We start from the raw sequence: 19,559 nt of genomic DNA on the forward strand, positions 1-19,559 counted from the left end.
TTTGAGTACGCTTAAAAACAGTTTTTTAGATGCTTGGTAGCTTAAGAATTTCCAATTCCGATGTTTTTTATGGTTGACATATCACCACTGGGCTTCTCAGCTTTATTGTAGAAAACACAATTTCTTAGTATAATATACTAACAATCCAATATACTACCAATAAAAACGTGATAATGGAAGTATTATCACAAAATTAGAGTGTTTTTCCTTAAAATAATTTCTTATCTCTAGGTACTCTGATATGAAAATGACGGTTTACATTTAAAGACTTTTAACTAGTAAAGATATAAATAGAGCTAGTGACTATTTTGATGATTTAATTTAATTGGTCACTTTTTGGTCACTCACTTCATTTTTCTACACAATTCTGCGCACATAATTCTTTAAAATTACACCCTTTACAATGCCATTTTTCAAGGGTTTGCTCAAAATCCTCAAAGTCCACGGGTTCATTGGAGAAAATATCTGCCTGATACTTTTTCATTTCTAGTACACTTCGCTGAAACGTATGTAAAATATTGTCCATATCAAATGCTGTAAAGGCATATTTTTTTCGTTTGCCCGTCAATAAATATTCATTATAGACATCAATCTGGTCAAGAGATACACGATATTTCTGCTGAATATAGTATGCGTAGAGCGCTAATTGCTGACGATCATCATCGGACTCTCCGCCTGTTTTCCAGTCGATAATAATCCATTTGTCCGCCATCTCATCATAATAATGAAAATCCATTACGACGAAAACTTGTATCCCCTCAATTTTCATGGAACGAAATTGTTCAGGCTCACCAATTCGTAGGGATCCTTTTTGCGCAGTAATTTGCTGGAACGTTTCGCTGTTAAGAAAGTTGTCAAAGACAGCCGTCATTCGTTCTTTATAGTCCTGTACAAGTTCAGGATTTAACTGCCCTTCGTAATAAATTTCCTGCATCATATAAAATTTATTCGGCTTATGTCTCCATAAATCTACATGGCGTGTAGAATCAATAAAAGCGGCATTAAGCTGGCCACGTGCACGATTTACTAGCTCAGCAACAGTCGGCGCCTTGCCGGTTTGCAAATAATCATTGATCGATTGCTCTATTAAATGATGGACAATTTGCCCAAATAAAATCGGCATGGATTGCAGCTTTTTTAAGCGATAGACATGTTGATGATACGGCTCCACATTGTAACTTAGCCAGCCATTATGAGAAAAATAATATTCATAGCCATATTTTCGCGCACAGCTTGTTAACGTTTTATGACGTGACAGTGACCACGAAAAAGATGGAAAAGGTGTGATTTCAAACATGGATATCGCCTCCCTTTAACTGTTTGATAAAATCATACAAGAGCTGTACTATTAGCACAATTGTCACAATACGCAGCAATAACTTTACTTGATTTGCCTTAACCTTTCTTGCAAGGATAATTCCTATTTGCGCACCAATCACAGAACCAACCATTAAAACGATGGTTAATGGCCAATCAATTTTACCTGTAGCAATATACGTAATTGCGGCTCCTGAACACATCGCAAAAACACCTACACGTGACAGACCTACAGCTTTTATATAAGAGATTTTCTCATGAGCATATGTATAAAGTGCCAGCGTACTGCTCCCAGGGCCGAACATCCCATCATAAAAACCAACACCAAGAAGTATTGGACCGTTTTTGCGATTCATTGTAAAACTTTCTTTTTCTCCAAATTCAGCCCCACCTATAAAGGACATAATAAGGGCAAAACCTAATAAAATAATCGCGATGAACGTCAATGTTTGACTGCTCATAAACGATGCAAATAGCCCTCCAAGGGTACCACCTACTAGAGAAACAAGTAGTACTGAACGCATTTCTGACCATGACAATTCTTTTCTTTTATAAATCGTGTAGAAGCTTGAAAAAGCACTGACCATATTTGAAATCTTATTCGCACCGATCGCTGAATGGACCGGTACCCCCATTAGCATCATGGTCGGTAATGTAATTAACCCGCCACCTCCAACTAATGTTCCAATGACGTTGCCAGTGATGCCTATTAGTAAAAACAACAAGTATTCCATCTAATCCTTCTTTCTATAACACAAATGATGGTATTCATATGATACAGTATAACAGACTGCTTTTTTTTAAGATTAACTACGAGGTGAACGAATGCTTGAACAACAAAAAACACCTACACCGCGTTTTTGTAAGCCACTAACGCTAATAGTCGCAACAATTTTTATAGCTGGCATTACGGCAACGCTTATCCAATACAGTAAGCTCCCCGCTTCTATACCAGTTTTACAAAGCTTTACAAGTGAACATGCGCAATTTGGTCCGAAAATCGCTATTTTTTATTTACCCTTTATTGCCTTCATGCTATTTTTACTTTTACAATACTTAGAGATTAGAGCTGCTTATCCTATCCCACGTAAAAATAAGCATACCTTATCTCATACAGAGCGACAAAATGGGATCATTATTTTTTGTCTCATCAAAAATAGTATACTACTGTACTTTACATATTCACTTTTCAATGACTTAACAGTGGCTTTAGGCCATAATCGTATTTTACAGCAGTGGCATGCTTATTTATTTCTATTTGTACTGTGTACTATATTAATAATGGGAATCGTTCGTGGGATTTTATTAAGTAAGAAGGAATAAAGCGTACCTCACTCAATACTGTGTTGATGGGTAATTAAAACCACCTATATATTTGCAATTGTCTCTTATGCAAAAGGTATAGGTGGTTTTATTGTTTTATCTATTAATAAAGCATAATAATTAATACAAGTGTTGCACTAATAATACTTATTTTTATTGTTTCTACTTTATATATGGAATATGTCTGTACCTCTCGCTTTATATTATGCCAAATACTGAAACCATATAAAAACGCAAACAGAATCATTAATGGTTTATACAATGGACCAACCCATGTTGCCCAAGCAAAAACGCTTGAAAACATCGCAAGTACAAGTACTAACAGCCACCATATAGGCCTAAATGGTTTAGATCCTTCTAGATTATGACGTTTATAATAGTACATAGAGAATATATTTACAGCTACCACAATAAGTGGCAGGATAAATATCCACGGTATTGTTTCTACAGAGTATAATGTTTGAAATACTTCATCATACATGTCAGAATTCCCAACAAAAAACTGGCCAGAATCAACATTTAGCATGCCTGTATCTGAAATCTGATAGTGCTCTTCCTGACGATCTCTTACAACAATTACATCTGTAATATAGTTACCTAACTTTCCATCTGCCTTTTCGACATATTGTGTTAAATCTTCAAAAAAGCTAAAAACTGATGTATCTTCAACCTTTTTCACAGATATATACAAACTTGAACTTCTTGCAAAGAATTCCCCTTCTTTTCCTCCGAAATGCTTATAAATCGCTTGGATGGATTGACTAGCAGTTTGAGGCGGTGAAGAATTTTGTGGAATCAAAATAAAAAATAGAGCAATCATGGCGATCGTTAATAGTAGAAAACTTTCCTTCCATAACGTTAAGCCCTTTCTTTTCTTATGGTGAATGTGTTCATAAATACGGGCCTTTACAGCCTGATCCTCTGGTAATTTATTGAGTTCCTTCAGTCGATTGTTTAAATCCAAATTCATCACCTCCAAGTATTTTCTCCAAAGCCTTCATAGCATTTCTCTGTGTATTCGCTATTTTCACTGTAGACCACCCTAAAATTTCACTAGTTTCGGCTAAATTCAACTCTTCAATTTTTCTGTAAATAAGAACCTCTCGATATTCAGGCTTTAATAATTGGATTGCTTCATATAATAGCCGACGCTCCTCAGACTGCACGATCCAATCATGTGGTACATATTGTATCTCCCGTTTTTCATGTTCTCTTTGAAATGGTAGCCATTTAATAAGTGCTTTTTTTCTATAGGTGTCATAGACAAGGTTTCGTGCAATTCTCCTTATATAAGTGCCCATAGCAGCCTCATTTCTAAATTGTCCTTTATAAACACGGATAAAGGTTTCCTGCGTTAAATCCTCCGCTAAACCTGGATCCGAGACCATATAGTAAATAAATTGATAAATGCATTGAAAATATTGTTCATAAAGCTCATCAAACTCCATTTTCTCACCTCTCTTACTTTATTAGACGAATGAGTAAACAAGATTTGTATGTTTAAATGAAAAATTGAAAAATAGGCTACCTGACACCATATAGCATCAAGTAGCCTAAAATTTTTACAGATCCGTTTTCATTTTTTCAAATGTATGTATTAACATATATTTTTGTACACCACGAGCCATTTCAATGCTTTCCTCGGCATAATGATGAAGGGCTGTTTCATTCTTCATTTTATATGCATAAACCGCTTCAATTGCTGGCTGCATCCACGGCTGTGTAAGCTGATCACTTCGCATGTCAGTTGTTCGTCTTTCAAATGCAGCGATATAACATTTTGCATAGCTAGTTAAAGGCTCTTTATTTATTTTATTGGCCGCATCCTTTGCTTCCTCCAAATTCTCTTCCATCATTGCCTTTATAAATTTATAGTTATACTTCATTGCTGGCTGCTTATATTTTACGATGACTGTTTCTAATGAGTGAAGTTGGTCTTCCCTTGTACCGTAAGCAACAGCGTAAAGATAGGTAAAAAACGGATCATTTTTACGATCTTTTACTAGTTTATCTACCATCGTCATATTATTTGTCCTAAATAAAATATGTATATGTCTATAAATCATTGCGATCACAATAAGGGCAATAATGCCGATTGTAATGGATAGGGGAACTCCTGCTAGTGATATTACTATTGTTAAAATAAAAATGAACAAATAAAATATGGCTAGTTTTGTAATTTTCATAATTCCTCCTACTGTAGTTTCTTCCGCATTTTTCGAGAAAAAATAAAGCCAGCTCCAAGGAAAAATACAAGCGCCATAAACTTCATGAGAGGAATAATAAATAACTTACTAATCACGAAAACAACCAAAATATAATAGACCACCATTGCCAATAAAAATAATGTCAGTTTATTCACTGTGCTTCCTACCTTCATTCAATGCTACTTCAATGGCCGCTAGCGCTTTCGGTCCCATCCCGTGTAAATTTTTCAACGTTGATAAATCAACATTTTCCAATTGCTCTAATTGTGTATACCCTGCCGCATTCAATGCACGTACAGCAGGTTTCGCTACTCCCTTTGGCCATTCCGTCATTTATGCTCGTCCCTTCTTTTTTCGTCTATTGAATAACTCAGTTCCTATAATACCTATTAATAGTATAGCTAGTGAGACGACATGATAATCAACAAAAAAAGTCGTAAATGCTATATGATAATAACGGCATATTGCGGTGATAATAAAACCGACAATCAAGCATCCTTTTACTACCTGCTCGATAAACTACACTTCAATCACCTCTCTGCTTTATTATGCAATCGAACATGATGAAATGCAAATGAGCTAGGCTCTTAGAGCATATTAAACATTGTAATGAAGGCGGCAATCAGATTGACAATGCTATGGATACCCCAGCTTGTTATGATGGAACCATTAGATTTTCGTTCATTGATCCATCCCATTAAATAACCTACAAATGCAGTTGCTATAACAACTAATACTACAACTCCAAAAGGAACTAAAGAATAAAACATCCATCCATGTAAAATGCCAAATAGTAAACTTTGCATGATATTTCCCATTTGAAAACCAAATTTATGCATGAATCTTTTCAATAAAAAGCCTCGGAATAACAGCTCCTCAGACAACCCCGTTTGGACAATTGAATGGAAAAGTGCTGGAATGAGCGCTGAAAAGCCAAGTCCTGTAAAACGATTGGTCGCTAAGGTTGAACTATCTAGGTAGAAATAGCTGATTGTAATAAGGGGTACGAATAATAAAATAATAATGAATAAAGACCATAGAAAATAATTCCCTTTATTTTCAATGACAGGCTTTTTGAGGCCGAGCCATGTTAAAAATGTTTGTTCCTTTCTTGCTGAGAAAAACCACCAAATAAACGGAATAACTGAAAATAAAATGACCTGAATAATTGCACTTATTGCACTTTCCAAAACCATAACTTTTCCCCCTGTTCATAATGTTTTTTCCATGAAGAATGACAAGCGATGTTAAGGTGTTTTCCAGAAATCGTTGGTTGATGTTTGAAGTTCGCCGGTAACATTTGCTTTTCCGCCGCTTCATGTGGAACTTCGCCGCTAACTTCCGCTTTTCCGCCGCTTAATGTTCAAAAAGCGCCGCTAACTCCTGCTTTCCCCTGCTTAATGCGGAAATCATCGCCGGTACTCTATATTACGTCCTTCTTCATGTTAAGCATATTAAACAACAGAGTTGAAATCAAGATAAATTTAACGATAATCATTAAAAAATTAATCTTTAAAAATAAATATTAAATGTTAATCAGTATATAAGCATTTAAAAAAGCGACTAAAAATCTAGTCGCTTTCACTCTTTATTCGGATTTCGCTCAATATTTCATCACAATGCTTTCCGAAAAGAATAGCACCATTTTTCATACCCTAATCGATCTTCATAAAAACGATGCGCACTAGTCCTTTGAATACCAGACTCTAAAGCAATATAATGCGCGCCATTTTCTTTGCCCCATTGGTGAAGATATTGCAATAAATTTTCACCATAGCCTCTTGAACGATGGGCCTCATCCGTTACTAAATCGTAGACAAATATATGGCGTTCACTGTAAAAGTTGACTCTCCAACTTAATCCGGCGACAGCGACAATGTTCATATTTTCGTATAAAGCAAATAACATATAGCCATCTTGGGTCATTTCCTTTAATAATTGAAGGTACTTTTCTACTGTTAATTCCGTACGAAGTTGCACCATAACATCATATGCTTCCACCCATTCCTGTTGCGTTATTAATTGCTTGATTGTTATGGTCATTATTCGAACCTCCTCTTACCAATATTTAATATAATGAAATACTTCATCATTTATTTTCATCCCGAGCTTCTCATAAAGTTTTTGAGCACGAACGTTGTCTGTCGCTGTTTCTAACCCAATATAACGTGCATCATTCTGTATACAGTATGAATAACACTGTTCAATTAGGTCCTGTGCTACGCCTTGCTTCCTAGCATGCTCTGTCACAAATAAATCGTTTAAAATAAACGCCTTTTTCATTGCAACAGATGAAAAAATAGGATAGAGCTGGACAAAACCAACTGGCTGCGCATCCAAATAAGCTAGAAAAATAACCGACTCCCCCTTATTTAGACGCTCCTTTAGAAACTGCTCAGCCTGTTTTAAATCTGATGGTTGACCATAAAATTCTCGATAGGCATTAAATAATGGCACGACGTCTCCAACTGTTGCTAAAGTTACTGGACAAATCTCCATTAACTATTCCCCCATTTCTTTTAATATGTAATTCTTGTATTATGATAAAAAACTAACTGACATTTAAAAAGAAACAGTTCTCTACATTCCAACATGTCAAGGAGGGACTTTATGGAGAATTTTATTTTCTTATTTACAGATGAAGAGGCAAAATATAAACAAATTTATCAGCAAATCAAATGGTTAATCGAACAAGGGATATTGACAACGAATGAATCTCTTCCTTCTATTCGAAGGCTAGCCGAAACTTTACATGTCAGTCGGAATACAACTTTAACTGCCTATGAGCAGCTCGTAGCGGAAGGATACATACGTGGTGAAGGACGAAAGGGATATTTCGTAAATGAATTTGAAAAAGTTTTTCTTCAGGAGGAGGAACGGCCAAGCCTTACTCAAGAAATTAAAACTAATAATGGAGATGTCATCATCGACTTTCGGACTGGTGCTGTCGATCAACAACATTTTCCTTTAAAAATATGGCGGCAAATGTCTAATCAAGTGTTACTTTTACAAAAGTGCTATGAATATGGCGACCCTTTCGGTGAGCCACTTCTAAAGGAACAGCTTGTGCATTATTTGCTTCAAGCTCGTGGCGTTCATGTAAATGAAGAAGACATTATTATCGGTAGTAGCACGCAACAAATGTTAATTTATCTAGGCTTTCTATTAAAGCAGGATTTCCCAAGTGTTATTTTAGAAGACCCTGGCTACAACGGTGCACGTGAAGCGTTCAAGCTGCATGGCTTTGAGATAGAGACTTTACCTGTGTCAGAAAAAGGTGCAAGGCTTGAGCATTTAAAGCATTTACATTCGCGCTTACTCTATGTCACACCTTCTCATCATTTTCCATACGGTGTTTCTATGAGCATTCAGCAGCGGCAAGCTTTAATTCAGTGGGCTAAAAAAGTAGATGGCTATATACTTGAGGATGATTATGATGGTGAATTTCGTTATACGCAACAGCCATTTCCTGCTCTCGCCTCACTCGATAAGTCACGTGTTATATATATTGGGACATTTTCAAAATCATTTTTACCAGCTATTCGTTTAAGCTATATGGTACTCCCGAAAGCACTTGTACAGCCATATAAAGAACGCTTTGCTCATTTCGAACATAACGCCTCGTCCATACATCAATTAACTATGGCGAAATTCATGGAACAAGGTGAATGGACACGGCATATTAAAAGAATGCGTATCACCTATAAACATAAAATAAATGCTCTTGTAGAGGAGCTTAACAAACAGTTCGAAGAAAAAATTACGATACTTGGAGAACAATCTGGACTTTATATATTGGTCAAGGTGCATACACAATTTTCAGAAGAGCAGCTCATTCAAAATGCGCAACAATACGGAGTCAAGGTCTACCCTACGAGCCCATATTTTCTACAACAGCCAAGCTCTGTGCCCATTATACAATTAGGCTTTAGTAAATTAAAAATGGAGGAAATCATTCTCGGTGTACAACTGCTAAGAAAAGCTTGGATAACGGAATAATAAGCCATAACTGCAATTGTTATGGCTACTCTTTGTCTCGATCGTCGTATGTTGCATCAGGTAAATTCAACATAGTCGCTCCAGAAAATGTATGCTCCATTTTTCGATATTGCCAAAATATTTTTAACCCGAGCGAGTCTTTGGGTGACCTGATTGCGGTTTTCTCTTGGACGCGAACAGTTTTTGCAATGACCTGAGCAGTTTTCTCTTCAACCCGATCAGTTCTCGCGATGACCTGAGCAGTTTTCTTTTGGACCCGATCAGTTCTCACGCTTACCTGAGCAGTTTTCTTTTCAACCCGATCAGTTCTTGCGATGACCTGAGCAGTTTTCTCTTCAACCCGAGCAGTTCTCGCGCTTACCTGAGCAGTTTTCTCTTGGACCCGATCAGTTCTCGCACTAACCTGATCAGTTTTCTTTTAAACCCATAAAAAGGAATCTGCACAGCTGTCTCTGTACAAATTCCCCTAAATTTTTTTAAAAATAATCAATAAACGTTGGGATGCCTACTGGTAGTACCGTCTCTAGTAGTGCAATTTCAATGGCATTGCCTTGTAAACGCTCGATTTTTTCTAAATAGCTCGGTCGTTTATAGCCTAGTAACATCGTGGCAAGTGTTTGAACTGTTAGCTGAATAGCATTTTCTGACTGTGTCTCACTCACCTTTTCAACTTCGACATTTCCGTTGTGCTTCGTTATGACAAATGTGCCATTATTCCATGCCACAATGCGGTCACTAACAGCGAGTCTAAGCTGAAAATCATTTCCCGTGAATGGGTAACGTAACAGAAATTCTTTTACGTCTACAATTCGTGCCATAAAATAAGGGGATACTTTTTGAATAATTTCACTATCCTCTAATAAAAAGGCAACGGCTTCATTGCCAGTTGTTTTACCATAGACATTGTAAATCATTGAGTTATGTGCTGAGACAAAATTCCATAAACCTTTACGCGCTTCTTCCTGTAAATAGACAATTTCATCGATGTAATAATTTTCCTCCATAATACGATAAAACATATAACCCTGCGGCATATCATCTTCGTCATAATACACTGCAGCCTGGAGGTTCACATCACTATCGATAAATTTTTCCTCCCAAAAATCTTCCTGGAACTTTTCATTCCAAGCGATACTATTACGAACCATGACACCGTGCGTCTTCTTTGAATAATGCGCATAAATAGTCACAACGTCTTCATGCTTCGGATCTACACGACGGATTTTACCATTTAGGCCCCCATACCGAGGAAGCTGCGTATCTTTGATTTGAAATTCCACAATATCACTCATAATTTCCCAACCCCTTTTTCGGTAATAAGGGATAGAATATGGAAATAAATAGGATATACATTGTCCTTCATTTCGCATCCGCTCCAGGCTCTCAATAATAAGGCTCTCCATCAAACCATGCCCAGAATATTCAGGGTACGTTCCGACAGCAGTGATGCCTCCCATTTCATAAATTTTTCCATGAACATTTACCTCAAAAGGTAGGCTTAAAATTTGAGATACAAGATGTGAGCCATCGAACCAACCAATCGCATGTCCCTCATTAAATTGTTTACTTTTGGCATTCACAAAGCGACGATCCTTATGAATGGACATGGACATTTGAAAAACATAATTAAGCAAATCAATAAACTGTGCCATTTCATCTAATCGAATTTCTCGCATGTCTAAGCCTTTACGTTGATTCATGATTCTCTCTCCTCATCAAATAACTCTGAAAAAATGGTTTCCGGTGCATTTAAAAACCGCTTCGTAACAATGTAATGTATAGTATCCTCATAACGAATAGATTCAATCTCCCCATTATCAAAACTATAGATTGTAGCATTTGGATAGCCAAGTAAAATAGGTGAATGTGTGGCGATAATAAATTGTGCCTCATGCTCTAAATCTTTGATAATTTTGAGTAGGCTTAGCTGCCTCGTTGGTGACAACGCTGCTTTTGGCTCATCCAATAAATAAATTGCTTTGCCTTTGAAGCGATGCATAAATAGTGATAAAAAGGACTCCCCATGTGATTGATGGTGTAACGACTTACCCCCAAAAGCGGCATACTTTTTCCTAATGTCATGTTCCTCTAACAAATCAATATGACTCGCAAATTGATAAAACGTTTCCGAACGTAAGAAAAAGCCATTTGAAACCTTTGGCCACCAGGATAAACGGATAAACTCCCCAAGTGCAGATTCCGCTTTATGTACTTCATATAAATTTTGGCGACCACCCCCCGCAGTATTAAAATCACAGCGATCAGCTATTGCCTCCAAAAGGGTTGATTTCCCAGAGCCATTTTCCCCTACAAAGAAAGTTACGTTCGTAGGAAACTCTAGCTCCTGTAAATCCTGCAAACTTGGTATATTAAAGGGATATTGATCTTTAACTTCAACTTCTCCCTGTAATACCTTACATGACTTTAAATACATTTTGTTTCCTCCCTTACTATTAGTATAGCGTGCTTACGCTACTCTGAAACCGTCCTTTTTTCCACATACAAACTACACACCCCAAAAATAAACAATAGACTTATTCCTAAAAGGGAAATGGGTGACCATGATAACCTAGAGTCAAACATCTGAAAGAAGAATGCGAATATTGGAACAAAGCATAAACTCATCATTACAATCAAAGTTGAACAATACTGAATGCCTATCTGCAATAAATACATTGGAAGCATGACACCCATTACCGTTACTGCGATTATCCATGAAATATTTCCCGAGAAATATTTAAAAAATATGTCGAAAGTCGCGAAAAAAGATAATAAAATTATGCCATAATAACGATTAGCTAAAATCATTGAAGTAGTCCAACCAGCCTCACTTAATTTCTTAGAATAGATCGTACAAAGTACAGCCCCAACCCCACAGCTAACACTCGCTATTAATGCTAAAATCACTGGAAAAGTTATGTCCATTTGAACAGCTGATTTCCCACTAACAACCGCTAATATTAATATAGTACAAGCGAGAAATGTACCCGTGGCAATTACCCATTGTACTTTCGGAATCGATTCCTTTGCAAAAACAGCTAACACCAAGACAAACAGTGGTCCAATACCCATCTCAAGTGCACTTACAATCGCTGACTCTACATATTTTAAAGCAAAATAAAAGCCCATAAATGCTAACACGGATGCTACATTCAACTTCACTACAGAATTAATATTTCCCTTCCACAGATTAGCTCGTTTATGCTTGCGTGCAAAGAAAGAGAAATAAATAGCAGTAATGAAAAAACTAATACCAGTAAATAAAAATGTCGGTACTTCTTGCACCTGCTTTGCATAGAAAACCTGGCTTATCGAAGTTAAAAGTGCTGATAATACAAGAGCTACTAATCCCACTGTTGTTGCCTGTTTTTTAGTAATCTCCATACATTTCCCCCTATTTGTTTTTATAAACACACACAGACTGAGAATTTTGTCGATAAAGCAATTCATTCTTTTTTGAGCGATCAGGTATCGAGCGTTTTTCAATTTCCCAAATCAATTATGCTTCGGCATAATTGCGTCCAGAATCGGCTTTGTGTTTAGGCCTGCAGATGGTTTTTGTGCGAAAGCGCAGCGGCAGCAACGTGTTTTTGTCTGTGCGAAAGACATTTGTAGCTGACGCTTTGCTTTCGCTACATAAAACATTTGCTGAAAGAAGATAAAAAAAACTTCATCTCTAATAAATATAGAGACGAAGTTATCCGCGGTACCACTCTGATTAGCTAGAAAGCTCACTTTACTATAACGGTAGCAGCCGTCTATGCTTACTGAATTCAGCATAAAAACTCATGGACGAGTTCATAAATGATTTGCGATGATTTTCACCAGCCATCATCTCTCTAAAGCAAACTACATTCATTACTACTTCCAATCATTGTTAATTTATTTTCGATACATCATAATTCATTTCAACTTTTTCGTCAAGCAACTATCCAAAATAAGTTCCCCTGCAGTATAACAAATGTTCTATATTATAGGTTCTTTTCATACATTGAGTAAAACCTTCCCCTTGCTAATCATTCTCATTAAAACCATGTCTCTTTTACATTACATATAAGGAGTAAAGGAAGGTTTTTTCTAGGTTCAATAAAACATTTATAAGGAGAAGAATTATGTTTGTAACTCATTTCTATGAAAACAAGACGTCCGTTTTAAGTCAGCTGCTCGTAAATTTACCTACTGTCGAAGAGAACATTAAAATTAAAGGACGTAAAGCAAAAGTTGTTCAGATTGTTCAAATAGACGACAACAACTATCAAGTAAGTATCATTTTTGAAAAAATACCTAAAAAACAACCATTAAAAGAAATTGGCAAGAAAAAGAGATAGTTCTCCCCTATTTACCTTCCGACGCTATCATTTAATGATAGCGTTTTAACTTAAAAAAGAGGGTTTCGAACTCTAAGAGAAAAAATCATTGCGAATTATTCTCAACTATATAAATAGCTTAAAGAAAAGTATTTGACTTTTTAATTGATAACAATTATCATTATCAATAGATTATTTCTTCACTCCAAAATGCTTAGTTCAGAATCCCCCTATTTTTTTGAAATAAGCATGTATCAAACGGATATTCTTACATCAGACTAAGAATATCCGTTTTTTAACTTCTATCAGCAGATGTTTGACACCCGATGAAAAAAGTTAAATTCTCCGTCGGATGTTTAATTTATTGGAGAGATTTACATAAATAAAGGAGCTGTTTTACATGGATTATCGTATTGAAAAAGACACTATGGGTGAAATTAAAGTACCTGCAGAAAAAATTTGGGGTGCTCAAACACAGCGCAGTAAAGAGAATTTCCAAATCGGAACAGAACAGATGCCTATTGAGCTAGTTCAAGCAATGGCCATTTTAAAGAAAAGTGCTGCGATGGCCAATAATAAATTAGGTAAGCTTTCAGATATAAAAGCAAATGCGATTGTTCAAGCAGCTGACGAAATTTTAAAGGGTCAATGGGACGATCAATTCCCGCTTGTAGTTTGGCAAACTGGTAGTGGTACACAGTCAAATATGAACGTCAATGAGGTAATTGCACACCGTGCTAACCAACTTTTACAAAATGCTGGAGAAGCTGAACGCATCCATCCAAATGATGATGTCAATAAATCTCAAAGCTCAAACGATACTTTCCCAACGGCTTTGCATATTGCTGCAGTGTTAAAAGTTGAAGATTATTTATTGCCGCGACTACGTTTACTAAAAGCTACTCTTGATGACAAAGCAGAGAAATTTAAAGATATTATTAAAATTGGTCGTACACATTTACAAGACGCTACACCTTTAACTTTAGGTCAAGAAATAAGTGGCTGGGTAGCAATGCTTGCTAAATCTGAGCAAATGATAGTCCAAAATATTGAATATATGAAGGAACTAGCGATTGGTGGCACAGCAGTTGGTACGGGTATTAACGCACATCCCGAATTTGGTGAGCGTGTAGCAGCGGAAATTAGTCAATTAACAGGAAAACATTTTACTTCTGCAGCAAATAAATTCCATGCACTGACGAGTCATGATGAAGCGGTTGTCGCACATGGCGCATTAAAGGCTCTTGCAGCTGACTTAATGAAAATTGCCAATGATGTTCGCTGGTTAGCGAGTGGTCCTCGTTCAGGAATTGGTGAAATTACGATTCCAGAAAACGAGCCAGGCTCATCCATTATGCCTGGTAAAGTAAATCCAACTCAAAGTGAAGCGATGACGATGGTTGTTACACAAGTTGTTGGCAATGATGCAACAATTGCCTTTGCCGCTTCCCAAGGTAACTTTGAGTTAAATGTCTTCAAGCCAGTCATTATCTATAACTTCTTACAATCAACTCGCCTACTTGCAGACACAATGAAATCATTTAATGATCATTGTGCTGTCGGTATCGAACCAAATAAAGAAGTACTTGACCATAATTTACGAAACTCATTAATGCTTGTAACTGCATTAAACCCTTATATCGGTTACGAAAATGCGGCAAAAATTGCGAAGACAGCCCATAAAGAAGGCACAACATTAAAAGAAGCAGCGATTGCATCTGGTTTACTAACAGAGGAACAGTTCGATGAATACGTGGACCCTGCGACGATGATTTATCCAAATGTAAAGTGACAGGAATGCAAGTTAATAACATAGCACCTTCATATCAACATTTTCAGTCCATTTTGTACTTTGCTAATTGGAGCTAAATTGGAGCAATTAATAAAGCTTTGGTGGGCATGTTTATAGGAATGTGTAAGTAGGATTGGGGATAATACCCCAGTCCTTTTTATTTTATGGTTTTTGTGTTATCACCCCAAGCATTTTTTTCAATTTGCTTCGCCCCATAAAAATACTCCCCTTAGATAAACAGATTTTATTTTTTAATCTGTCTACTAAATAGGGAGCATATCAATTCGAGTACCTGGGTTTTAAATTTATTTATGTAAAACAAAATTAAGCATAATAATATTCACACATATCTCAATTTCTATAGTCCTCTCTAATAATTGATCTTCTTTAAAATCTATCAGTTCTTTTTCTGCTACATTTATAATTTTGGACAAGCTTTCTGTTGTTATTTCGTATTCCACTAACAAACTATTCAATATTGACTTTACCCTATCTTTGGCATTAAAATCATCAAAACCAAAATTCAACATTGTTATTTTATACTCAATCTCTTCAAATTTTTCATTTGTGATGGTAATTGAATCATTCATTATATTTTCTATCTCATTTATGGGTATATCAAACATTTTAGAGAGTTGTTGAAGCCCTAAATTAAATTTTTTAATTAAAACTTGAAATTGTTCTCTAATATAATCAGATTGGATCGGTCCATTAGTAAGAAAAGATATTTCTACTTTTTTCTGATTTTCATCCATTTTATTTCACCTCTACATTATTTAGTGAAAATATTTATATGTCACACTTATTTTCACACTTCTATTATTTTATTGGTTTTATACTATCTGCCAAAGCTGAAGAAAATACAGAAGACTTTTAAACACAAACGTCATTTAGTATCCCAATCTATGAAGATACTGATCTTTTAGAGTATGAAGTTTGTACAATATATCGGTCATGCATTCCGTTCAACAATAACTGTTGCTGTTACTTCAGCAGGTGTGCTCTATAAAAAGTACCCTCTAAGATAGACACTAAAAATCGCTCTTAGAGGGTACCTTTATTTATAATTTAACATGAAAACTAGATGGGGCAGAGCTTAAGAGAGCTTTGTAAAATTCCCAATTACTGATTTCCAACTGGTTTTAATAAATTCACCGGAATCCAATGAGTGGACTCGTTGCCGTCATCTTTTTTCCAAGTAACATTTAGATAACCATTAATTTCAAGACCTTCTGAAACTAAAATTCTTCCCTTTTTCAACGTACTTATCGTTGCAGATCCTTTTATTGGATCCTGTTTAAAATCTGCATCTTTTGTTAGCTCAAAACGCACGCCTTTTTCGCTTCTTTTCGACTCAGCGATTTTAAGATCTGTACCAGGATACTGTATACACTCTTTAGAACTAACATCATTGGGACCGCAATAAGAAAGTATTTGCCCATTATTTGTAAAAGAAAAACCCGGGTTGGTACTTTTATTGAACCACATTCCGTAAGTTGCGGATTTACTATCACGATTAATAAATATATAAGTTGGATTGTTGTAGAAAGATGAACGAATTTTTATTGGTACTTCTTTGAAAACTACCAAATCCGTTGCTTGTACTCGATATTGTCCCATTTGGTAGAACGTTTTGCCATCATATTTTTCAATATCATACGTTCTAAAGAAGTTATTTCGCTTTACCACTAAAGAATCAAACGTACCATTTGGATTTTTCTTGTACACCTTAATGTCTTTTGTAAAGGTCATTTTTCCGGTTTGGTCTTTTACAACCTCTGCTCCATCATACATCACTTTCGCTTCTGATTTTGTTGGATGTACTACTGCAATTACAAATGCTGCTAGTAACACCGTAAAAAATTTTCTCATTATTCTCCTCCTACTTAGCTTTATTTTAAATAACACATTCCTTTAAGTATTATATACCAATATTCTAATATTTTACCAGAAATACAATGTTGTACCAATAAAAATATGCAAAAAAAACATGTTTCAAAGGCTTTTTCAACTCATCACAATTCTTTGTAAATTAGCGATATTAGTTCCCTATTTTTAACTAGACATGACACCAGTTAATGTTTTATTATAAATCGATTAGAGAATATCAACTGATTAAAAAATTGTAGAGGGGTGTTCCTTGATGACAAATAGCAAAATGAATCCAAAGGTTGATGAATTTTTAAGTAAAGCTAAAAAGTGGCAGGAAGAATATTCTGCGTTGAGAAATATCGTTCTTGATTGTGAATTGACGGAAGAATTTAAATGGATGCATCCTTGTTACACGCTTGAGAAAAAAAACATCGTGTTAATACATGGTTTTAAAGATTATTGTGCGCTTCTGTTTCACAAAGGTGCCTTGTTAAAGGATGCCAATGGGATTTTAATTCAACAGACTGAAAATGTACAGGCAGCGCGCCAAATTCGTTTCACCAACGTTCAAGAAATAGTTGGCATGGAAACCATTATAAAAGATTATATTCTTGAAGCCATTGGAGTTGAAAAAGCAGGTTTAGAAGTACCCTTGAAAGAGCATAAGGAATACATAATTCCTGAAGAACTTCACAATAAATTCAATGAAGTGCCTACCTTAAAAACTGCTTTTGAAGAATTGACGCCAGGACGACAAAGAGCATATATTCTACATTTCTCTCAACCTAAACAATCCAAAACTCGCGTGTCAAGAATTGAAAAATACACGCAACACATTCTTGATGGTAAAGGATTAAATGATTAGGTTTATTCGTAGGAAAATAAATAACTCTGTTATAAAAAGGTTGGAGCAAATTGCTTCGATCTTTTTTATTTCGGCTGTACTAGAAATCCAAAGAACAAAAGAGACTATCTGTTTAGTTGATAGTCTCTTCTTTAAATACATTACTTAACATTTTGAACCAATCAGATTTACTCCTCCCAGAACAATTCATCTAGGGTTTTATTTAACGTTTTACATATAGCAATACATAAATTCAAAGTCGGGTTATATTTACCTAATTCAATCAAACCGATAGTTTGCCTAGTAACCCCCACTTTTTCAGCCAATTCCCCCTGTGATAAATCATGTTCAATTCGAGCCATTTTTAAGCGTATGTTTTTCACATTGATCACCACTATCTTCATCTTCTAACATTCTTTGAATAACTCGATCACTTTTCTTTTTAGCAAGCACATAAAATAAGAATAAAATTCCGGCAATAAATAGTGAGTACATGAACAGTGATACAAAAAATACCATAAAGAAAAAATATATTGCTTGTGAAGTGCTTTCTGCATAGTTGAATGCACTGTTAACACCCATAATAATTGCAATAACCATGCCAATAGCCACACCGAAAATAATAAGTTTAGTACTTAATTTAAATTTACTTGCACTATCGTGAATCTCTACTTCTTCAGTAAATATGCCGAGATACGCTGCTCTGCCACAATAATAAACAACTGAGAATAATATAATCAACCGTTCTGTTACTACATTTTGTGAGGTCACTCCCTGTGTAATGAATTTTATTAGGATCGATATTAAACAGATTACTATGACAAAGAAAAAAATCTCTTTGTAAATTTTATTTTGCTGATTTTTAATTCGTTCATCGACGTGTTTACTTTTCCAAAACATCAATATTTTACCTCCTCTTGTTTATGATTTTAATTATACAGAATATTTGTCTTTTTGCAATGTATATATTGCATTAAGTTAATTATATTTTCCATTAATGAAATGATACCCTGTGCGTCCGTCTCCTAGATCAAATGACAATACAAAAAAACCACTCATCGTGGAGTGGTCATGTTATCTTTATCAAGTTTATAAGCTTTCGATCTATCAGTTAAATCTGAAGTCAAAATGCTCGATTGGCCAACAGATGATACTTGTTGTACCCATTATTTTTTCTTTAGGGATGAAACCTAACTCAGGATTTCTACTATCATTACTCTTACGACGATTATCACCTAATACAAAGTAATACCCTTCAGGTACCGAAGTTTCACCTAAGTCTTGGTCTAGCGTAAAATCATAAGTAAGTGACCCAGGATCTTTTAACACCTTCTTGTACTGATCTAAATAAGGTTCACTGTACTTTTCTCCGTTTATGTATAATTGATCATCCTTATACTCGATCTTATCTCCTGGTAGACCAATAACACGTTTAATAATATTTTCTTCTTCATTGTTAATTAAAATATTATTAATAACAACAATGTCAAATCGATCAATTGACTTAAATTTCGGACCGATTTTATTAACAATAACACGATCGTGGTCTACCAGTGTCGGCTCCATCGAAACACCTTTTACGAGTACTGGCGTAAATAAAAAATACTTGATTAAAAATGCCACCAATAAAGCGAACACAATTGCCTTTACCCATTCAACAAACTCATTTGTTTGTTTTTCCTGTATTTTATCTTCCAAAATTACACCTCCTAGTATTCTCTTATATTAATACGTAAAAAAAGGAAAATAGTTTCAATTTTCTGTTTGTAATCCTAAAATAATCAAAACATAAAGTGCATTTTTAAAGAGGCTGGGACATAACTAGCTTCAATTAGTGAGAAATCCGAATTTGAATGAATTCAAATTCGGATTTCTCTATTTTTTATGTTGTCTCCATA

22 protein-coding genes and 1 other annotated feature are annotated in these 19,559 nt (G+C 35.4%); of the genes, 5 read left to right on the forward strand and 17 right to left on the reverse strand.

Annotated features, from left to right (window positions below; translation table 11 throughout):
* Window positions 1-349: 349 nt before the first annotated feature.
* Both ACQKOG_RS26300 and ACQKOG_RS26305 read right to left on the reverse strand, forming a co-directional pair.
* Window positions 350-1,297, reverse strand: coding sequence for a PD-(D/E)XK nuclease family protein (locus tag ACQKOG_RS26300; protein WP_427448549.1), 948 nt, complete (start codon window positions 1,295-1,297; stop codon window positions 350-352).
* Window positions 1,290-2,051, reverse strand: a complete 762-nt coding sequence (locus ACQKOG_RS26305) for a sulfite exporter TauE/SafE family protein (RefSeq protein WP_370083471.1) — start codon at window positions 2,049-2,051, stop codon at window positions 1,290-1,292. Before ACQKOG_RS26305 ends, ACQKOG_RS26300 begins: the two co-directional genes overlap by 8 nt.
* Window positions 2,052-2,142: 91 nt before the next feature.
* Here ACQKOG_RS26305 and ACQKOG_RS26310 point away from each other — a divergent pair, with 91 nt between their 5' ends.
* Window positions 2,143-2,640, forward strand: a complete 498-nt coding sequence (locus tag ACQKOG_RS26310; protein WP_370083470.1) for a DUF1648 domain-containing protein — start codon at window positions 2,143-2,145, stop codon at window positions 2,638-2,640.
* 103 nt (window positions 2,641-2,743) lie between these two features.
* Here ACQKOG_RS26310 and ACQKOG_RS26315 read toward each other — a convergent pair whose 3' ends face one another.
* The 7 genes from ACQKOG_RS26315 to ACQKOG_RS26345 all read right to left on the reverse strand — a co-directional run bounded on the left by ACQKOG_RS26315 (window position 2,744) and on the right by ACQKOG_RS26345 (window position 7,346).
* Window positions 2,744-3,604, reverse strand: coding sequence for a hypothetical protein (locus tag ACQKOG_RS26315; RefSeq protein ID WP_370083469.1), 861 nt, complete (start codon window positions 3,602-3,604; stop codon window positions 2,744-2,746).
* Window positions 3,570-4,088, reverse strand: coding sequence for an RNA polymerase sigma factor (locus ACQKOG_RS26320; protein ID WP_370083468.1), 519 nt, complete (start codon window positions 4,086-4,088; stop codon window positions 3,570-3,572). The genes ACQKOG_RS26315 and ACQKOG_RS26320 overlap by 35 nt, the downstream gene beginning before the upstream one ends.
* Window positions 4,089-4,202: 114 nt before the next feature.
* A complete protein-coding gene (locus ACQKOG_RS26325; protein ID WP_370083467.1) occupies window positions 4,203-4,826 on the reverse strand; it encodes a hypothetical protein in 624 nt (207 codons plus the stop codon).
* Window positions 4,827-4,994: 168 nt separating this feature from the next.
* Window positions 4,995-5,180 carry a hypothetical protein gene (locus ACQKOG_RS26330; RefSeq protein ID WP_370083466.1) on the reverse strand — a complete coding sequence of 62 codons (186 nt, stop codon included), beginning with the start codon at window positions 5,178-5,180 and terminating at the stop codon, window positions 4,995-4,997.
* Between the two features lie 254 nt (window positions 5,181-5,434).
* Window positions 5,435-6,043 carry a CPBP family intramembrane glutamic endopeptidase gene (locus tag ACQKOG_RS26335; protein ID WP_427448550.1) on the reverse strand — a complete coding sequence of 203 codons (609 nt, stop codon included), beginning with the start codon at window positions 6,041-6,043 and terminating at the stop codon, window positions 5,435-5,437.
* Between the two features lie 418 nt (window positions 6,044-6,461).
* The gene (locus ACQKOG_RS26340; RefSeq protein ID WP_370083464.1) at window positions 6,462-6,890 is read right to left on the reverse strand and encodes a GNAT family N-acetyltransferase; all 429 of its coding nucleotides are present in this window, start codon (window positions 6,888-6,890) and stop codon (window positions 6,462-6,464) included.
* A gap of 15 nt (window positions 6,891-6,905) precedes the next feature.
* The gene (locus ACQKOG_RS26345; protein WP_402869215.1) at window positions 6,906-7,346 is read right to left on the reverse strand and encodes a GNAT family N-acetyltransferase; all 441 of its coding nucleotides are present in this window, start codon (window positions 7,344-7,346) and stop codon (window positions 6,906-6,908) included.
* A gap of 111 nt (window positions 7,347-7,457) precedes the next feature.
* Between ACQKOG_RS26345 and ACQKOG_RS26350 the strand changes: the two genes are divergently transcribed.
* Entirely contained in the window at window positions 7,458-8,846 is a 1,389-nt protein-coding gene (locus tag ACQKOG_RS26350) for a PLP-dependent aminotransferase family protein (RefSeq protein WP_427448551.1), read from the forward strand.
* 476 nt (window positions 8,847-9,322) lie between these two features.
* On the opposite strand, the gene ACQKOG_RS26355 is transcribed toward ACQKOG_RS26350, so the two are convergent.
* From ACQKOG_RS26355 to ACQKOG_RS26365, 3 genes are read right to left on the reverse strand one after another with little or no spacing between them, the layout of a single operon-like run.
* Window positions 9,323-10,546, reverse strand: coding sequence for a GNAT family N-acetyltransferase (locus ACQKOG_RS26355; protein WP_427448552.1), 1,224 nt, complete (start codon window positions 10,544-10,546; stop codon window positions 9,323-9,325).
* Window positions 10,543-11,280: an AAA family ATPase gene (locus ACQKOG_RS26360; RefSeq protein ID WP_427448553.1), complete on the reverse strand. Its 738-nt coding sequence runs from the start codon at window positions 11,278-11,280 to the stop codon at window positions 10,543-10,545. Before ACQKOG_RS26360 ends, ACQKOG_RS26355 begins: the two co-directional genes overlap by 4 nt.
* 38 nt (window positions 11,281-11,318) lie before the next feature.
* Window positions 11,319-12,230, reverse strand: a complete 912-nt coding sequence (locus ACQKOG_RS26365; protein WP_370083459.1) for an EamA family transporter — start codon at window positions 12,228-12,230, stop codon at window positions 11,319-11,321.
* 300 nt (window positions 12,231-12,530) lie between these two features.
* Window positions 12,531-12,730, reverse strand: a binding site (T-box leader).
* 228 nt (window positions 12,731-12,958) lie between these two features.
* On the opposite strand from ACQKOG_RS26365, the gene ACQKOG_RS26370 reads away from it, so the two are divergent.
* On the forward strand, window positions 12,959-13,174 hold the full coding sequence (locus tag ACQKOG_RS26370; protein WP_370083458.1) for a hypothetical protein: 216 nt from the start codon (window positions 12,959-12,961) through the stop codon (window positions 13,172-13,174).
* 379 nt (window positions 13,175-13,553) lie between these two features.
* Window positions 13,554-14,945, forward strand: a complete 1,392-nt coding sequence (gene fumC / locus ACQKOG_RS26375) for a class II fumarate hydratase (RefSeq protein ID WP_427448554.1) — start codon at window positions 13,554-13,556, stop codon at window positions 14,943-14,945.
* 305 nt (window positions 14,946-15,250) lie between these two features.
* Here the strand turns inward: fumC and ACQKOG_RS26380 are convergent, their stop codons facing one another.
* Together ACQKOG_RS26380 and ACQKOG_RS26385 are read right to left on the reverse strand one after the other, a co-directional pair.
* The gene (locus ACQKOG_RS26380) at window positions 15,251-15,700 is read right to left on the reverse strand and encodes an HTH domain-containing protein (protein ID WP_370083456.1); all 450 of its coding nucleotides are present in this window, start codon (window positions 15,698-15,700) and stop codon (window positions 15,251-15,253) included.
* Between the two features lie 367 nt (window positions 15,701-16,067).
* Window positions 16,068-16,817 carry a hypothetical protein gene (locus ACQKOG_RS26385; protein WP_370083455.1) on the reverse strand — a complete coding sequence of 250 codons (750 nt, stop codon included), beginning with the start codon at window positions 16,815-16,817 and terminating at the stop codon, window positions 16,068-16,070.
* A gap of 271 nt (window positions 16,818-17,088) precedes the next feature.
* Here ACQKOG_RS26385 and ACQKOG_RS26390 point away from each other — a divergent pair, with 271 nt between their 5' ends.
* Complete coding sequence (locus ACQKOG_RS26390) at window positions 17,089-17,682, forward strand: YdeI/OmpD-associated family protein (RefSeq protein ID WP_402869206.1); 594 nt, start codon at window positions 17,089-17,091, stop codon at window positions 17,680-17,682.
* 167 nt (window positions 17,683-17,849) lie between these two features.
* Here the strand turns inward: ACQKOG_RS26390 and ACQKOG_RS26395 are convergent, their stop codons facing one another.
* The 3 genes from ACQKOG_RS26395 to lepB form a co-directional block, all read right to left on the reverse strand.
* On the reverse strand, window positions 17,850-18,044 hold the full coding sequence (locus tag ACQKOG_RS26395; protein WP_053482180.1) for a helix-turn-helix transcriptional regulator: 195 nt from the start codon (window positions 18,042-18,044) through the stop codon (window positions 17,850-17,852).
* Window positions 18,010-18,561 carry a DUF6773 family protein gene (locus ACQKOG_RS26400; RefSeq protein WP_370083473.1) on the reverse strand — a complete coding sequence of 184 codons (552 nt, stop codon included), beginning with the start codon at window positions 18,559-18,561 and terminating at the stop codon, window positions 18,010-18,012. The genes ACQKOG_RS26395 and ACQKOG_RS26400 overlap by 35 nt, the downstream gene beginning before the upstream one ends.
* 207 nt (window positions 18,562-18,768) lie before the next feature.
* Complete coding sequence (lepB, locus tag ACQKOG_RS26405) at window positions 18,769-19,359, reverse strand: signal peptidase I (RefSeq protein ID WP_370083453.1); 591 nt, start codon at window positions 19,357-19,359, stop codon at window positions 18,769-18,771.
* Window positions 19,360-19,559: the final 200 nt, after the last annotated feature.

This window comes from Lysinibacillus sp. NPDC093216, from assembly GCF_050280325.1.
In the GTDB taxonomy this organism is placed as follows: Bacteria; Bacillota; Bacilli; order Bacillales_A; family Planococcaceae; genus Lysinibacillus.

Excerpts from the sequence above, each read along its gene's own strand:
- ACQKOG_RS26360 (WP_427448553.1), bottom strand. The coding sequence starts at position 11,280 with ATGTATTTAAAGTCATGTAAGGTATTACAGGGAGAAGTTGAAGTTAAA.
- ACQKOG_RS26350 (WP_427448551.1), top strand. The coding sequence starts at position 7,458 with ATGGAGAATTTTATTTTCTTATTTACAGATGAAGAGGCAAAATATAAA.
- ACQKOG_RS26300 (WP_427448549.1), bottom strand. The coding sequence starts at position 1,297 with ATGTTTGAAATCACACCTTTTCCATCTTTTTCGTGGTCACTGTCACGT.
- ACQKOG_RS26305 (WP_370083471.1), bottom strand. The coding sequence starts at position 2,051 with ATGGAATACTTGTTGTTTTTACTAATAGGCATCACTGGCAACGTCATT.
- ACQKOG_RS26325 (WP_370083467.1), bottom strand. The coding sequence starts at position 4,826 with ATGAAAATTACAAAACTAGCCATATTTTATTTGTTCATTTTTATTTTA.
- ACQKOG_RS26365 (WP_370083459.1), bottom strand. The coding sequence starts at position 12,230 with ATGGAGATTACTAAAAAACAGGCAACAACAGTGGGATTAGTAGCTCTT.
- ACQKOG_RS26390 (WP_402869206.1), top strand. The coding sequence starts at position 17,089 with ATGACAAATAGCAAAATGAATCCAAAGGTTGATGAATTTTTAAGTAAA.
- ACQKOG_RS26355 (WP_427448552.1), bottom strand. The coding sequence starts at position 10,546 with ATGAATCAACGTAAAGGCTTAGACATGCGAGAAATTCGATTAGATGAA.
- ACQKOG_RS26370 (WP_370083458.1), top strand. The coding sequence starts at position 12,959 with ATGTTTGTAACTCATTTCTATGAAAACAAGACGTCCGTTTTAAGTCAG.
- ACQKOG_RS26345 (WP_402869215.1), bottom strand. The coding sequence starts at position 7,346 with ATGGAGATTTGTCCAGTAACTTTAGCAACAGTTGGAGACGTCGTGCCA.
- ACQKOG_RS26400 (WP_370083473.1), bottom strand. The coding sequence starts at position 18,561 with ATGTTTTGGAAAAGTAAACACGTCGATGAACGAATTAAAAATCAGCAA.
- ACQKOG_RS26330 (WP_370083466.1), bottom strand. The coding sequence starts at position 5,180 with ATGACGGAATGGCCAAAGGGAGTAGCGAAACCTGCTGTACGTGCATTG.
- ACQKOG_RS26340 (WP_370083464.1), bottom strand. The coding sequence starts at position 6,890 with ATGACCATAACAATCAAGCAATTAATAACGCAACAGGAATGGGTGGAA.
- ACQKOG_RS26385 (WP_370083455.1), bottom strand. The coding sequence starts at position 16,817 with ATGAGAAAATTTTTTACGGTGTTACTAGCAGCATTTGTAATTGCAGTA.
- ACQKOG_RS26320 (WP_370083468.1), bottom strand. The coding sequence starts at position 4,088 with ATGGAGTTTGATGAGCTTTATGAACAATATTTTCAATGCATTTATCAA.
- fumC (WP_427448554.1), top strand. The coding sequence starts at position 13,554 with ATGGATTATCGTATTGAAAAAGACACTATGGGTGAAATTAAAGTACCT.
- ACQKOG_RS26335 (WP_427448550.1), bottom strand. The coding sequence starts at position 6,043 with ATGGTTTTGGAAAGTGCAATAAGTGCAATTATTCAGGTCATTTTATTT.
- ACQKOG_RS26310 (WP_370083470.1), top strand. The coding sequence starts at position 2,143 with ATGCTTGAACAACAAAAAACACCTACACCGCGTTTTTGTAAGCCACTA.
- ACQKOG_RS26380 (WP_370083456.1), bottom strand. The coding sequence starts at position 15,700 with ATGGATGAAAATCAGAAAAAAGTAGAAATATCTTTTCTTACTAATGGA.